Annotated in this window: 14 protein-coding genes and 1 riboswitch; of the genes, 2 read left to right on the top strand and 12 right to left on the bottom strand. The window is 62.5% G+C overall.

What is annotated here, in order from left to right; all coding sequences use genetic code 11:
* Positions 1–17 precede the first annotated feature (17 nt).
* The 10 genes from groL to CWB41_RS06665 all read right to left on the bottom strand — a co-directional run bounded on the left by groL (position 18) and on the right by CWB41_RS06665 (position 9,107).
* A complete protein-coding gene (gene groL, locus CWB41_RS06710; protein ID WP_115835005.1) occupies positions 18–1,661 on the bottom strand; it encodes a chaperonin GroEL in 1,644 nt (547 codons plus the stop codon).
* Between the two features lie 44 nt (positions 1,662–1,705).
* On the bottom strand, positions 1,706–1,993 hold the full coding sequence (gene groES / locus CWB41_RS06705) for a co-chaperone GroES (protein WP_115835006.1): 288 nt from the start codon (positions 1,991–1,993) through the stop codon (positions 1,706–1,708).
* Positions 1,994–2,240: 247 nt separating this feature from the next.
* Complete coding sequence (locus tag CWB41_RS06700) at positions 2,241–3,686, bottom strand: Do family serine endopeptidase (RefSeq protein WP_245411120.1); 1,446 nt, start codon at positions 3,684–3,686, stop codon at positions 2,241–2,243.
* A 157-nt stretch (positions 3,687–3,843) separates the two neighbouring features.
* Positions 3,844–4,749, bottom strand: a complete 906-nt coding sequence (hflC, locus tag CWB41_RS06695) for a protease modulator HflC (protein WP_115835008.1) — start codon at positions 4,747–4,749, stop codon at positions 3,844–3,846.
* Positions 4,746–5,858, bottom strand: a complete 1,113-nt coding sequence (hflK, locus tag CWB41_RS06690; RefSeq protein WP_115835009.1) for an FtsH protease activity modulator HflK — start codon at positions 5,856–5,858, stop codon at positions 4,746–4,748. Before hflK ends, hflC begins: the two co-directional genes overlap by 4 nt.
* 29 nt (positions 5,859–5,887) lie before the next feature.
* Entirely contained in the window at positions 5,888–6,403 is a 516-nt protein-coding gene (locus tag CWB41_RS06685) for a dihydrofolate reductase (RefSeq protein ID WP_115835010.1), read from the bottom strand.
* Positions 6,400–6,906 (bottom strand): GNAT family N-acetyltransferase, encoded by a 507-nt coding sequence (locus CWB41_RS06680; RefSeq protein WP_115835011.1) that lies wholly within the window; start codon positions 6,904–6,906, stop codon positions 6,400–6,402. Before CWB41_RS06680 ends, CWB41_RS06685 begins: the two co-directional genes overlap by 4 nt.
* Before the next feature lie 36 nt (positions 6,907–6,942).
* On the bottom strand, positions 6,943–7,917 hold the full coding sequence (locus CWB41_RS06675; protein WP_115835012.1) for a catalase family peroxidase: 975 nt from the start codon (positions 7,915–7,917) through the stop codon (positions 6,943–6,945).
* A 200-nt stretch (positions 7,918–8,117) separates the two neighbouring features.
* A complete protein-coding gene (locus tag CWB41_RS06670; protein WP_115835013.1) occupies positions 8,118–8,891 on the bottom strand; it encodes a CbtA family protein in 774 nt (257 codons plus the stop codon).
* A gap of 12 nt (positions 8,892–8,903) precedes the next feature.
* Positions 8,904–9,107 (bottom strand): CbtB domain-containing protein, encoded by a 204-nt coding sequence (locus CWB41_RS06665; protein ID WP_115835014.1) that lies wholly within the window; start codon positions 9,105–9,107, stop codon positions 8,904–8,906.
* A gap of 190 nt (positions 9,108–9,297) precedes the next feature.
* On the opposite strand from CWB41_RS06665, the gene CWB41_RS06660 reads away from it, so the two are divergent.
* A complete protein-coding gene (locus CWB41_RS06660) occupies positions 9,298–9,867 on the top strand; it encodes a histidine phosphatase family protein (protein WP_115835015.1) in 570 nt (189 codons plus the stop codon).
* A 169-nt stretch (positions 9,868–10,036) separates the two neighbouring features.
* Positions 10,037–11,017: an adenosylcobinamide-phosphate synthase CbiB gene (gene cbiB / locus CWB41_RS06655; RefSeq protein WP_115835016.1), complete on the top strand. Its 981-nt coding sequence runs from the start codon at positions 10,037–10,039 to the stop codon at positions 11,015–11,017.
* On the opposite strand, the gene CWB41_RS06650 is transcribed toward cbiB, so the two are convergent.
* A complete protein-coding gene (locus CWB41_RS06650; protein ID WP_245411121.1) occupies positions 11,001–12,464 on the bottom strand; it encodes a cobyric acid synthase in 1,464 nt (487 codons plus the stop codon). The genes cbiB and CWB41_RS06650 overlap by 17 nt on opposite strands.
* A complete protein-coding gene (gene cobO, locus CWB41_RS06645; RefSeq protein WP_115835018.1) occupies positions 12,464–13,099 on the bottom strand; it encodes a cob(I)yrinic acid a,c-diamide adenosyltransferase in 636 nt (211 codons plus the stop codon). The genes CWB41_RS06650 and cobO overlap by 1 nt, the downstream gene beginning before the upstream one ends.
* A gap of 56 nt (positions 13,100–13,155) precedes the next feature.
* Positions 13,156–13,360, top strand: a riboswitch (cobalamin riboswitch).
* The last annotated feature ends 96 nt before the right edge of the window (positions 13,361–13,456 follow it).

Raw genomic sequence — 13,456 nt, 5'->3', positions numbered from 1 at the left:
TTTCGCACAAATGAGAATTAGAAGTCCATGCCGCCGAAGCCGCCGGCACCGCCGCCACCGGGGGCGGGAGCCGCTTCCTTCCGCGGCTGCTCGGTCACGATCGCCTCGGTCGTGATGAGGAGGCCGGCAACGGAAGCCGCGTCCTGCAGTGCGGTACGGACAACCTTCGTCGGGTCGATAATGCCAAGCTTGACGAGATCGCCATATTCCGCCGTCTGGGCATTATAGCCGTAGGTATAGCTGCTGTTTTCAAGCAGCTTGCCGGCAACGACAGCGCCATCAGCACCGGAATTGTCGACGATCTGCCGTGCCGGCGTCTGGATGGCCTTGCGGACGATGTCCACGCCTGCCTTCTGATCGGCATTCGCGGTCTTGAGGTTGTCGAGCACCTTGGACGCGCGCAGCAGCGGCACGCCACCACCCGGCAGGACGCCTTCCTCGACCGCGGCGCGCGTTGCGTTCAGCGCATCGTCGACGCGATCCTTCTTTTCCTTCACTTCGACTTCGCTCGCGCCGCCGACGCGGATCACGGCAACACCACCCGCGAGCTTGGCGAGGCGCTCCTGCAGCTTCTCACGATCGTAGTCCGAGGTCGTGTCGGCGATCTGCGCCTTGATCTGGGCAATGCGCGACTCGATGTCGGCCTTGGCGCCAGCGCCGTCGATGATCGTCGTCGCTTCCTTGTCGATACGCACCCGCTTCGCGCGGCCGAGCAATTGCAGCGTGACGTTCTCGAGCTTGATGCCGAGGTCCTCGGAGATGAGCTGGCCACCAGTGAGGATCGCAATATCCTCCAGCATGGCCTTGCGGCGGTCGCCGAAGCCCGGAGCCTTGACGGCCGCGACCTTGAGGCCGCCGCGCAGCTTGTTGACGACGAGCGTGGCAAGCGCCTCGCCCTCGACGTCCTCAGCCACGATCAGCAGCGGCTTGCCGGTCTGCACCACAGCCTCCAGCACCGGCAACAGCGCCTGGAGCGAGGAGAGCTTCTTCTCGTTGATCAGGATATAGGGATCTTCGAGCTCGGCGATCATCTTCTCGGCATTGGTGATGAAATAGGGCGAGAGATAGCCGCGGTCGAACTGCATGCCTTCGACGACGTCGAGTTCGGTTTCCGCAGTCTTGGCTTCCTCGACGGTGATGACGCCTTCATTGCCGACCTTCTGCATCGCCGTGGCGATGATCTGGCCGATCGACGTATCGCCGTTGGCGGAAATGGTGCCGACCTGGGCGATCTCGTCGTTGGACGTGACCTTCTTGGTGTTGGCCTTGAGGTCGTTCACAACCGCTTCGACCGCGAGGTCGATGCCGCGCTTCAGATCCATCGGGTTGAGGCCGGCCGCAACGGCCCGGGTGCCTTCGCGAACGATCGCGGAAGCGAGGATCGTCGCCGTCGTCGTGCCGTCGCCTGCAATGTCGTTCTGCTTCGAGGCGACTTCGCGGATGAGCTGGGCGCCGAGGTTCTCGAACTTATCCGACAGTTCGATTTCCTTGGCGACGGTCACGCCATCCTTGGTGATGCGCGGCGCACCGAAGCTCTTCTCGATCACCACATTACGGCCCTTGGGGCCGAGCGTGATCTTCACCGCATTGTTGAGAATGTCGACGCCGCGCAACAGGCGGTCACGGGCATCGGAGGAAAAACGTACGTCTTTGGCTGCCATTTGGGGGAACTCCTGATTTTTTGGGGGCGCTAGGGCCGGGACATTCAGCCGACGATGCCGAGAATGTCGCTCTCTTTCATGATGAGGAGGTCCTGGCCGTCGACCTTGACCTCGGTGCCGGACCACTTGCCGAAGAGGATGCGATCGCCGGCCTTGACATCGAGCGGGACAAGCTTGCCGCTTTCGTCGCGTGCGCCGGGCCCGACGGCGACGATCTCGCCCTCCTGGGGCTTCTCTTTCGCCGTATCGGGAATGATGATGCCGCCCTTCGTCTTTTCTTCGCCTTCGAGACGCTTGACGACGACGCGGTCATGGAGAGGTCGGAAAGTCATTGCGTTACTTCCTTGAACGTTTCGCGGACAACGCCAAAAGCCGATCGGCACTGGCGCTGAACGGATTGAAAAATGACTGGCCGTTAGCACTCAAGGCTGGTGAGTGCTAACGGCGACTTGGACATAGGCGGCACGCCGAGGGCTGTCAAGGAGAGCCCTACCCGACATTCGCAAATCCGGCCCGCGAAACTGGGTCCGATCAAGCGACTCGGTTAATGGACTCGGGCGGGGCGCGAGCGCGGAGGCTCTAGAGATTGATCGCGACGAAGCGCACTTCGCCCTGGGGCGTCGAGACGAGCAGCAGCGCCAACTTCTTGCCGGCGCCCTTTAAGGCGCGCATTTTACGCGCCACGTCGGCGGGAGCCCGTACCGGATCCTGATTGACTTCGAGGATTACCTCGCCGGGCAGGATGTTCTTCTGCGCCGCCGGGGAGTTCGAATCCACCCCAGTCACAACGACGCCCGCCGTGACCGAATCCTTGATCGCATATTTCAGCCGCGAGGTCTCGTCGAGGCTGGAGAGCGCCATGCCCAGAGCCTTCTCGCCCGGGGGCGCCACCAGTTTTCGGCTCTCCCCGAGATCGCCAGCCGCGAGCGAGGCCTTCTGCTCGCCATCTTCGAGCCGGCCAAGCTTGACCGTCTTGGTCAGTTCCTGGCCCTTGCGGACGACGACGATCGCGACATCCTTGCCGACCGGCGTGGAGGCCACGAGTTTGGGCAGATCATGCGACTCGGCGACATCGACACCGTCGAACTTGACGATCACGTCGCCGGTCTCGATCCCCGCCTCGGCCGCCGGACCGCCGGCGTCCGTGCCGGCGACAAGCGCGCCGCGCACCTTGCCGAGATCAAGGCTCTCGGCGATCAAATCGTCGATCGACTGAATACGCACGCCGAGCCAGCCGCGCCGCGTCTCGCCAAATTTGCGCAATTGATCGATGACCGGAATAACCGTGTCCGAGGGCGTCGCGAAGCCGATGCCGATCGAGCCGCCGGAGGGCGAGAGGATGGCGGTATTGATGCCGATGACCTCGCCGTCCATGTCGAACAGCGGGCCGCCCGAATTGCCCTTGTTGATGGCCGCGTCGGTCTGAATGAAATTGTCGTAGGGGCCGGAATCGATGTCGCGGTGGCGCGCCGAGACGATACCCGCCGTCACGCTGCCCCCAAGACCGAAGGGATTGCCGACCGCAATCACCCAATCGCCAACGCGCATCTTGTCGCTGTCGCCGAATTTGACCGCCTTCAACGGATGATCCGTATTTACCTTGAGCACGGCCACGTCGACCTTCGTATCCTTGCCGATGACCTGCGCCTTCAGCTTCGTGCCGTCGGTGAAGATCACCGTCACCTCGTTCGAATCGGCGATGACGTGATTGTTGGTGATGATGATGCCGGACGAATCGATGACGAAGCCGGAGCCGAGCGAATTCGAGCTGCGCGTATGACGGCCCGCGTCGCCGTCGCCGCCCTGCTGATGGCGGCGTAGAAATTCATCGAAAAGATTGTCGAACGGCGTTCCGGGATCGACATTCGGACCGCCTGCGGAATCCTTGTCCTCGTAGGTCTGGGTCGCGGAAATATTGACCACCGCATCGCTGACCGAGGCGGCGAGATCGGCGAAGGAATCCGGCCGGTCGCCAGCGGATGCCGGGAGCGCTTCAGCGAAGCCCCAAAGCAGAAGGCTGCTCATGGCGCCCGCCGCCAGAATACGCCGCGCGCGGGGAAAAGCAGACGCCACTTGCCGGAACAAAATCATCCACATCTCCTGCTCGCGCGAAAGCTAGCCCATTGCGTGGACGAGTTCACGCGGATTTTGAGGCACCCATAAAGCCCCACGCCGCCGCGGTTCAATGCGCGGCAGAGGACGGCGGCGTGCTCGTCTCACCCGAGAGCGTGAAGTAGCGGAAAAAGGCCGACTTCGGACTGAGCACATAGCGCGTGTTCGAGGGCTTCAACCCCGCGACATAGGCCTGCATCGAGCGGTAGAAGGCGAAAAATTCCGGATCCTTGCCGAAGGCTGCCGCGAAGACGCGCGCGCGCTCGGCATCGCCGGCGCCGCGGACCTGATCGGCATCACGCTGCGCGTCCGCCTTCAGGACCACTGCGTCGCGATCGGCCTTGGCGGTGATCTCCTGCGCCTGCTCTGTTCCTTGCGCGCGAAAAAGCGCCGCCTGGCGCGCCCATTCGCTTTGCATGCGGCTGAACACTTTTTCGGAAATCTGCTGCGGCAGGTCGGTACGCCGGATGCGCACATCGACCGCGGCCACGCCGAGCTTGGAGGTCTGCTGATTGACCTGCTCGCGGATGGCGCCCATCAGGGCTTCGCGCTGGCCGCTGACGATCTGGCTGAGGCTGGCGTCGCCGAGAACCCGGCGCACTGCCGAATTGAGGATATAGCCGAGCTGCACGTCGGCGCGGTCTGTGTCGCCGACCGTCTGATAGAATTTCAGCGGATCGGCGATCCGGTATCTCAGGAAAGAATCGACTTCGACCCGGGTATTGTCGGCCGCGAGCACTTCCTGCGTCGGCGTCTCGACATCGAGAATGCGCTTGTCGAGCAGGACGACATTCTCGATGAAGGGAATCTTGAAATGCAGCCCCGGCTCGGTGACGAGGCCGCGCCCGGCAACCGGATCGCCGAAGCGCAGGACCAGCGCCTGCTCGGTCTGGCCGACGGTGAAGATCGACGCAACCGCGACGACGACGGCCACGACGGCAACAAGGACGATGAAAAAGCCTGTCGCGCTCTTCATTTCGATCCTCCATTGGTATCGGAATTTGGCGCAAGCTGCGGCAGCGGAAGATAGGGCACGACGCCCGGGCCGCCGCCCTGATCGACGAGCACCTTGTCGCTGTCGCCCAGAATTTTCTCCATCGTCTCAAGATAGATGCGCTCACGCGTCACGGCCGGCGCGTTCTTGTATTGCGTCTCGACCTGGGAGAAGCGCGAGGCCTGTCCGGTCGCCTCGTCGACGGTCTGCAAGCGATAGCCTTCCGCCTGCTGGCGGATCGCCGCCGCCTGGCCGCGCGCCACCGGCACGACGCGATTGGCATAGGCATCGGCCTCGTTGCGCGTCCTGTCGCGATCCTGCTGCGCCGCGGTCACATCGCGGAAGGCGGCAATAACCTCCTGCGGCGGATCGACCGATTGCAATTGCACCTGCAGGACGAGGACGCCGGCTTTGTAACTATCAAGGATCGCCTGCATCTGATCCTGCACTTCCGGCTCGATCACCTTGCGCTCGGCGGTCAGGATATTCTGGATCAGGCTGTGGCCAATCACGGCGCGCATGGCGCTCTCGGCGACCGCCTTCACCGTGTCGTCGGGATCGGCAACATTGAAGGCATAATTCTCGGGGTGCACGGGGTCGATCTGCCAGATCACCACGAATTTTACGTCGGCGATATTCTGGTCGTCGGTCAGCATCAGGCTCTCTTCCGGCAGATCGAAGGTCGCCTCCTCGCCGGTGCGGTCATCCTGACGGGTGATGAAACCAATGTTGATCGTGTTGCGATCCGTCACCGCGAGCTTTTGGACCGCGCCGATCGGATAGGGCAGATTGTAATTGAGGCCCGAGCTTGTCTTGCCCGTATAGCGGCCAAAGATCATGTTGAGGCCGACTTCGTTGGGTCCGACCGTATAAAAACCCGAAAGCAGCCACAGCAGCACGCCGAGAAGGCCAAGCGCCACGAGCGCCTGGCCGCCAATGCCGCCGCCCGGCAGCCAGCCGCGCAGCCGAGTCTGCGCCCGACGCAACCATTCCTCCAGATCCGCCTGGTTGGGCCGCGGCGGCTGACCCCACGGCCCGGGATTGTTCGGCTTCCACGAGCCGCCGTCCTTGCCGTCATTGCTCCAGGGCATAGAAATCCTTCCTCGACACGCCGTCTCTCTCAATCAGCATGGATATAGTCGACGAACGCATAGGCTGCATCGGCGCCTTCGCCCTTGGGATGATCCTGGCGGAAAATCTCCCGCCAATGTGACCAGTCGATGGCCGGAAAATAAGCATCTCCGGGCGGTGCGAGATGCACGTAAGTCACATGTAGCCGATCCAGACGGTCGATCAGCGCCGCATAGATTTCGCCGCCGCCAGCGATGACGATTTCCGGCGCGCCAAGCGCCTTGGCGCGCGATTCGCCAAGCGCCAGAGCCGCATCCACATCCCCCGCCGTGAAAACACCGGCCGGAGGCACGAAGCTTTTATCACGTGTCACGACGATCGTCTCGCGTCCCGGCAGCGCCCGGCCCAGCGAGGCGAAAGTCTTGCGCCCCATGATCAGCGGCTTGCCGAGCGTCAGCGCGCGAAAGCGCTTGAGATCGGCGGAAATATGCCACGGCAGGGCATTGCCCTGGCCGATCACGCCGTTATCGGCGATGGCGACGACTCCGACCAAAGGCAGGCTCATGTGCGTTCAACTTCAGCGGAGAACTTCGCCAGCGCGGCGCCTTCCATCCGGCAGATGGTCCATTCGGACTTAAGCTGCGCGCCTGCGCTCTGATAAAAGCGGATGGCAGTCTCGTTCCAGTTCAGCACCGACCATTCGAGCCGGCCGAGCTTTTCCGCGACACAGCGGCGCGCGATCCCGTGCAGCAAGGTGGCACCAAGGCCCTTGCCGCGAAATTCCTGCCGAACGTAGAGATCCTCGATCCAGATCCCGTGGCGGCCGGCGAAACTGGAGAATGTGTAGAACCAGAGGATGAAGCCGGCCGGTGCGCCGTCATATTCGGCGATCTCGGCAAAGACGCGGGGGTTGGCGCCGAACAAGGCCGCCTTGAGCCCTGCTGCGTCCGCCTGCACTTCATGCGACAAGTGCTCGAAAGCGGCGAGTTCGCTCACGAAGGCAAAGATCAGCCCCGCGTCGGCTGGCGTCGCGGGGCGAATGGCGATTTTTGCGTCTGGCGCCGGCATGGCGCCGTTTTGCGCATAACCGTCCGCCTAAAGCAACTATTGGCTGCGGCGGCCGAAGGAGACGGCATAGGCGCCGTCACGCACATCGACGAGCGGATCGTCCGATTCCTCGATGCCGGAGATCAGCGCGCCGGGCAGGAACAGAAGCTTCTTCTGTTCTTCGAGGCTGTTCGCATCGATCTTGTCGATGGTCAGCACGCCGAGATCGACCACCTTGCGATCCGCCGGCCAGGGCACCGTCGGGTCCTTGGTCACATCGCCGGGCGCGGCGAGCTGCGCCTCCAGATGGAAGACCACGGGATGTTTCGCGACGCGCACGGCAATCTCGTCGAAGAGATAATTCGGCTGTTTCTTCGCCGCTTCCTCATTGCTGATATGCACGAGCTTTTCCGGCGCGGCGATGTAGCGGAAGGCTTGCTTCTTGCCACTCTTGTCGACGAAGACGAAAGCATCGACGCCATTATATTGCTCGTCGGCGAGGCTGTCGGGCTGCTGGAGCGCAGCGAAAGCCGCAGGCGCGCGCGGATGCGCCTTGAAGAAGAGATCGAGCTTCGTCGGCTTCGGCGCATCGGGCGGGCTCGCCGCAACGGCGAGCAGAAGATCACGGAAGTCTTCGCCCGTTGCGACGGGAAAGAACTTCAGCGAGTTGATGACGATATCCGTTTCGCTGCCATCCTTGAGATGGAACTTGATGGAAAGCCCGTGCGGCACCGCCTTGGGCGAACCGTCGGGGACATTGGGCAACCCGCCGCTGTCGGAGAAGCGAATCGTCACCGGGATCGTATCGCCCGAGAAGATCGCGGCTTTACTCAGCTCCGCGGCTGCGGGGGTCGCCTTGAAGGTACCCTGCCCGACGATGCCCTTGGCATGATTGGCGCGGAAACCGGGATGCACGCCCCAGACTTTATTCAGGGCGTTGACGATCTCTTCGGGCAGCGACTGCGCCTCAGCGGGCGCGAGAAGACTGAAAGACGAGAGAAGACCGGCGGCAAGGAGAAGACTGCGGAACATGGGGAACGCTCTTGCTCATTGATACTGAATGCATGTCAAATGTCATGCAACAACGGCAAGGCTAATCGACGAATATGAAATCTCCTAGAAGGAAATATTTCCTTCAAAATAGACCGACATCGCTAGCATTACACTGTGATATCGGTCTTGATCGCGTCATCTCGTGCGATGCTGAAGGCAAGAACTAAAAGCTTGCCGCTTCACCACGCCGTTCTCGCATTACCGCTGATTTTATAGAGACGGCCGACCGAGGCCTTCTCCGTCAGAGCGCCGAAGAGAAGGCCGAATGTCGCCCACATGATCGCCTGCATTCCAAGCGAGTCGATCCGGAAATGCCAAAGTACGACGGCGGGGAAATCGGCCGGAACTTCGTTGATCGGCGGCAGCAGCGCACCGGCGATGATGACCGCTAACAGGTAGACGCCCGCCGCGACGAGCGCCGCTGTCCACGCGCCATATTTGGGAGCCAGACGTTTGCGCAACACGGCCGCGCCGATCATGGCGGCGACCGACAGGACCATCATCGCGAAATAGAGTCCCGTCCGAATTCCGATCGTATCCGGATTACCCACGGAGGGCGGATTCGCCGGATATTTCAGATTCGGCACAACATAAAGGCTTATGAACCCCGTGAGCGCCAACAGAGCGGAGACCGCGCGCGGGCTCAGCGAGCTGGCGCGACCGTAGGCGAAGGCAAACGCCAGGGCAAACAGACCGCCAAAAGCTGTAGCGTAAGTCATGACCCCGGTCAGCAATCCCCAGCTTGCCTGCAGGGGCCGGCTTACGAGTTCCGGCTCTTCCGGATCATGAATTCCTTTTGCCAGATCGGCCTTCATCTTCGCCTCATCCATTGCGGATTCGAAGGCGATGGCACGATCGACCTGTGGCTCGCCAAAAACTTTGGCGAAGGTGAATACGAGGAGTCCCGCGAGGAAACCGACGATCATCCCGCGGACAAGAAGAGTGCTGACCATTTTGGACCCCCGTCAGTGGCAGGGGAAGCCGAGCAGATGACGGCTGTCATGCACCCATTCATGCACGTACATGCCCTTGACGATCGACGTCGCGCCTTCCTCGGCCCCGACGAAATAGATCGCGAGAATCAAGAGAGCGCCAAAAATGAGCCAAGGCAGAATTTCGCCCATCGGGATGGGCGTAGCTGTAACGGAACCGATTGTGGTATCTGACATTGATCACTCCCTGAGGATTCTGCGTCCTCGCCGGATGGATAAAAAGCTACGGCTGGGTCTGACTTTCGAGCCCGGAGACTTCCGCTCTCGATTACAGTGGCGCGACCGCGCTGGACTTTCACCAGCTTCCACGTCCGTATCGCCATGACGATATGTTGTTCGCCGCCCGTCTGTCAAATGGATCATCGGAATGAGCCTCCGCCTTACCCTGATTGCGCATGCCGCGACCGCGGCGACTCGGGCGGCGGCTTTCCCCTTGGACGAACCGTTGACGCCGGGGGACTATGCCAAGGCGAGCGCGGCGGCGCATGTCGGGCCTGTCGATGCGGCATGGACAAGCCCTGCGCTTCGGGCCGTGCAAACAGCGCAGGCCCTGCATCTCGATGCCGCGATCGATCCGCGCCTCGCGGACATCGATCTTCGAGACTGGGCCGGCAAATCCCTCGCGGGATTGGAAGCCACGGACGCCGAAGCTCTCGCTCTGTGGATGGCGGACCCCGGCGCCGCACCGCATGGCGGGGAATCAGTCACGCGCCTGCTGGCGCGGGTCGCCGGCTGGCTTGACACTCTCCGCAGCAGCGATGGCCGCATTGTTGCCGTGACTCATGCCGCCGTGATCCGCGCCGCCGCCGTTCTCGCGCTTGATGCCAATCCAAAATCGTTTTGGCGGATCGATATTGCGCCGCTCTCATTTTCGAGATTTCACGCACAGGGCGGGCGCTGGACGCTGCGCTGCCTGAACGCAACTGCCGGATGCTAGAGTCCGCGAAGACCCGTTCAGCTTTTTGCAACCCGGAATTGGCGTCTTCGGCGGGATGAGGTTGACCGCCTTTTGAACGCGCGGCGGTATATGGTCTTTGCTAAAGGAGGATCATGTATCGCCCCCTTCTGATTGTCGCGGCGCCCGGCGCCCGTGAGCTGGAAAATCGATGAGTCTCGCGAGTGCGTTCAGCGTGACGGCAGTAGCGCTCGCACTGGAGGCGATCTTTGGCTATCCGGCTTTTTTGCTGCGTGCGGTGGGCCACCCCGTCACATGGATCGGCTGGCTGATCCACGTGACAGAAACGCGCCTCAATCGCCCTGGCTCCCCTGCGAGACTCCAGAAGCTTCTGGGCGCCGTCAGCCTCATTTTCTGGCTCACGTGCGCGGGCGCCTGCGGCGGTCTCTTCTCCTGGCTTTGCGGCGGCTCCTACGCCGGCGAGTTGATTCTCGCCGCATTGGCGTCAAGCCTGCTGGCACAACGTTCTCTCTATGAACACGTGCGCGCGGTTGCCGATGCTCTGGAGCGCGACAGTCTTGAGGCCGCGCGCGGCGCCGTCAGCCAGATCGTCGGCCGTATCACGGACGATCTCGACAAGGCGGGCGTCGCGCGGGCCGCGATCGAAAGCCTCGCCGAGAACTTTTCCGATGGCGTTGTCGCGCCAGCCTTTTGGCTGGCCGCCGGCGGTCTCACCGGTGCGATGCTCTATAAAACAATCAACACGGCCGACAGCATGATCGGCCATCGCACGCCGCGTTTCATAAATTTCGGCTGGGCATCGGCGCGGCTCGATGATCTCGTCAATCTGCCCGCCGCGCGGCTCAGCGCGCTGCTTCTGGTGCTCGCGGCGTCCTTCGATGGCGTGGCTTCGGTCCGCGAAGCCTGGAAAGCCGCCTGGCGCGACGCGCCAAAACATGTCTCACCAAACGCGGGATGGCCGGAGGCGGCCATAGCCGGTGCGCTCGGCCTCAAACTCGGGGGACCGCGAGTCTATGGTCAAGATGTCATCGACGGCGCCCTCATGGGAGACGGCCGACGCGCCGCAACCTGCAAAGACATTCGCCGCGCGCTCACACTTTTCCGCCGCGCGGCGGCCCTACAGATCTTAGCTTATGCGGCTCTGGCGCTCGTCTTTATCGGGCGAGGCTAAGCAGCCGGTCGAGATCCAGACAGCTTTCAAGATGCGCGGCAAAATTATCGAGTATCCGTTCGACCTGATCTTCATAAGCAAGGCCCGAGGCGACACCGCCTAGAGAATTGAGCCAGGCGTGGCGCTGGGCGTCATCGGCAAAGAGGCCATGCACATAAGTACCGGCGACAAGACCGTTTGCCGAGCGTGCGCCGTCTTCCCGGCCATCATCGAGTCTGTGCAGCGGCCGCGCGCAGTCCGGTCCCCACGTCCGTCCGACATGCATTTCATAGCCTTTGAACGGGACGTTATTCGGCACGGAACGACCCGCCACAGCCAGCAGCGTCTTGTCGCCGCCAAGGATCGTCTCGACATCGAGCAGACCGAGCCCCGCCGTTTCGCCCGGTTCGCCTTCGATTCCCTCGGGATCAGCGATGCGCCGGCCCAGCAATTGAAAGCCGCCGCAGAGCCCGAGCACCCTCTTCCCGCGCCGGACATGGGCTTTGATGTCGATGTCCCAGCCCTCCGTGATGAGCGCATCCATATCGCTGCGCGTCGCTTTCGAGCCCGGCAGGACGATCAGATCGGCATCGCCCGGCAACGGCGCGCCGTGCGGGATCATGATCAGGTTGACGTCAGGCTCGGCAGCAAGCGGGTCAAGATCGTCGAAATTGGCGATATGCGGCAGGACGGGCGCCACGATCTTGAGTGATCGGCTTTCGCCGCGCGAGGCAAACCGCTGGCGCGGCACCGCGTCCTCGGCGGGCAGCAAGACCGCGTCCGGGAAATAGGGAACGAGCCCCAGCGCCGGCCAGCCGGAATATTTTTCGATGGCTTCCATTCCAGCCGCGAAGAGCGCTGGGTCGCCGCGGAATTTGTTGACGATGAAGCCGCGAATCAAAGCCGCATCATCCGGATCGAGCACGAGTTTCGTGCCGGCGATCTGCGCGATCACACCGCCGCGATCAATGTCACCGATCAGCACGACCGGACAATCTGCCGCCCGCGCGAAGCCCATGTTCGCGATATCGTTGGCGCGCAAGTTGATTTCGGCGGGGCTGCCGGCACCCTCGACGAGAATCAAATCCGCTTGCGCGGCGAGAATCGCAAAACTTTCCAGCACCGCCGCGCGCAGCTTGGGTTTCCAGCTTTGAAATTCCTGCGCCTTGGCCGCGCCGAGCACGCGGCCCTGGACAATCACCTGCGCGCCGATCTCGCTTTGCGGCTTCAGCAGAACGGGATTCATGTGCACGCTCGGCGCGACGCCCGCGGCACGCGCCTGCAGGGCCTGGGCGCGGCCAATCTCGCCGCCGTCCGCCGTCACCGCGGCGTTATTGGACATGTTCTGCGGCTTGAACGGCAACACGTGAAGTCCGCGCTTGCGATAGGCGCGGGCAAGTCCGGCAACGATCAGGGATTTGCCGACATCGGAGCCGGTGCCCTGAAACATTATACGCCGGGCGCTCATCAGAACTCGATTCCGGCCTGAGCTTTGACCCCAGCTTCAAAGTGGTGCTTCACCGGAGTCATCTCGGTGACGAGATCCGCCGCTTCGATCAAGGCCGGGGGCGCGTTTCGCCCGGTGACGACGACATGCAGGCCGGGGCGCCGCTGCATCAGCGTCGCAACGACGTCGTCAATCGGCACATAATCGTAGCGCAGGGCGACGTTCAGTTCGTCGAGGATGACGAGCTTGATGCCGGGATCATCCAGCAGCGCTTTGGCCTTTGCCCAGGCGGCCTCGGCAGCGGCGACGTCGCGGGCGCGATCCTGGGTCTCCCAGGTGAAGCCCTCGCCCATCGTGTGCCACGAGACCAGATCGGCAAAGCGCGCCTCCAGCACGTCGCGCTCGCCCGTCGACCATGCGCCCTTGATGAACTGCACCACGCCAACGCGCCAGTTGTGCCCCAGCGCCCGCAAGAGAAGCCCGAAAGCCGCCGTCGATTTGCCCTTGCCGCGGCCGGTATGAACGATCAGCAAGCCTTTCTCGATCGTTTTGGACGCGACCTCCAGATCCTGCGCAGCCTTTCGCTTGCGCATCTTTTCCCTGTACCGTTCGTCCTGCCCGGGCGTCGTTTGGCCAGGTGCGTCTTGCGCAATCATACGAAATCTCCGGCGGCCGCGTTGAGAGGCGTTGTTTTGACAACGGTGGCCACCAATGGCAAGATATTGCTGACGGTCCTTCCTAGGAAGGGAAACAGGGAATGCGGTCGAAGCAATATGCTCGAAGCCGCAGCTGCCCCCGCAACTGTGAACGGCGAGCAGTCACCTAAAGCCACTGAATTGCCTGAGGCGATTTGGGAAGGCAGGTGACATATGTGTTGAGCCGTGAGCCAGGAGACCTACCGTCTTCTTTGACCGTTTGCCTCGGGCGGGGTGTCCCGGAGCAAATGCCGCGGCCCTTGCTGCGTCGCGCACGCTGCGCCGGTCCTTTCACCCCGCATAATGACCGGAGCATGG

Source organism: Methylovirgula ligni (assembly GCF_004135935.1).
Taxonomy (GTDB): Bacteria; Pseudomonadota; Alphaproteobacteria; order Rhizobiales; family Beijerinckiaceae; genus Methylovirgula; species Methylovirgula ligni.
The sequence above is the reverse complement of the archived record's forward strand: the minus strand, read 5'-3'. Positions and strand labels throughout refer to the sequence as shown.

Bases quoted from the DNA above. Each gene is read 5' to 3' on its own strand.
- groL (WP_115835005.1), bottom strand. From the start codon at position 1,661: ATGGCAGCCAAAGACGTACGTTTTTCCTCCGATGCCCGTGACCGCCTG.
- groES (WP_115835006.1), bottom strand. From the start codon at position 1,993: ATGACTTTCCGACCTCTCCATGACCGCGTCGTCGTCAAGCGTCTCGAA.
- CWB41_RS06700 (WP_245411120.1), bottom strand. From the start codon at position 3,686: ATGAGCAGCCTTCTGCTTTGGGGCTTCGCTGAAGCGCTCCCGGCATCC.
- hflC (WP_115835008.1), bottom strand. From the start codon at position 4,749: ATGAAGAGCGCGACAGGCTTTTTCATCGTCCTTGTTGCCGTCGTGGCC.
- hflK (WP_115835009.1), bottom strand. From the start codon at position 5,858: ATGCCCTGGAGCAATGACGGCAAGGACGGCGGCTCGTGGAAGCCGAAC.
- CWB41_RS06685 (WP_115835010.1), bottom strand. From the start codon at position 6,403: ATGAGCCTGCCTTTGGTCGGAGTCGTCGCCATCGCCGATAACGGCGTG.
- CWB41_RS06680 (WP_115835011.1), bottom strand. From the start codon at position 6,906: ATGCCGGCGCCAGACGCAAAAATCGCCATTCGCCCCGCGACGCCAGCC.
- CWB41_RS06675 (WP_115835012.1), bottom strand. From the start codon at position 7,917: ATGTTCCGCAGTCTTCTCCTTGCCGCCGGTCTTCTCTCGTCTTTCAGT.
- CWB41_RS06670 (WP_115835013.1), bottom strand. From the start codon at position 8,891: ATGGTCAGCACTCTTCTTGTCCGCGGGATGATCGTCGGTTTCCTCGCG.
- CWB41_RS06665 (WP_115835014.1), bottom strand. From the start codon at position 9,107: ATGTCAGATACCACAATCGGTTCCGTTACAGCTACGCCCATCCCGATG.
- CWB41_RS06660 (WP_115835015.1), top strand. From the start codon at position 9,298: ATGAGCCTCCGCCTTACCCTGATTGCGCATGCCGCGACCGCGGCGACT.
- cbiB (WP_115835016.1), top strand. From the start codon at position 10,037: ATGAGTCTCGCGAGTGCGTTCAGCGTGACGGCAGTAGCGCTCGCACTG.
- CWB41_RS06650 (WP_245411121.1), bottom strand. From the start codon at position 12,464: ATGAGCGCCCGGCGTATAATGTTTCAGGGCACCGGCTCCGATGTCGGC.
- cobO (WP_115835018.1), bottom strand. From the start codon at position 13,099: ATGATTGCGCAAGACGCACCTGGCCAAACGACGCCCGGGCAGGACGAA.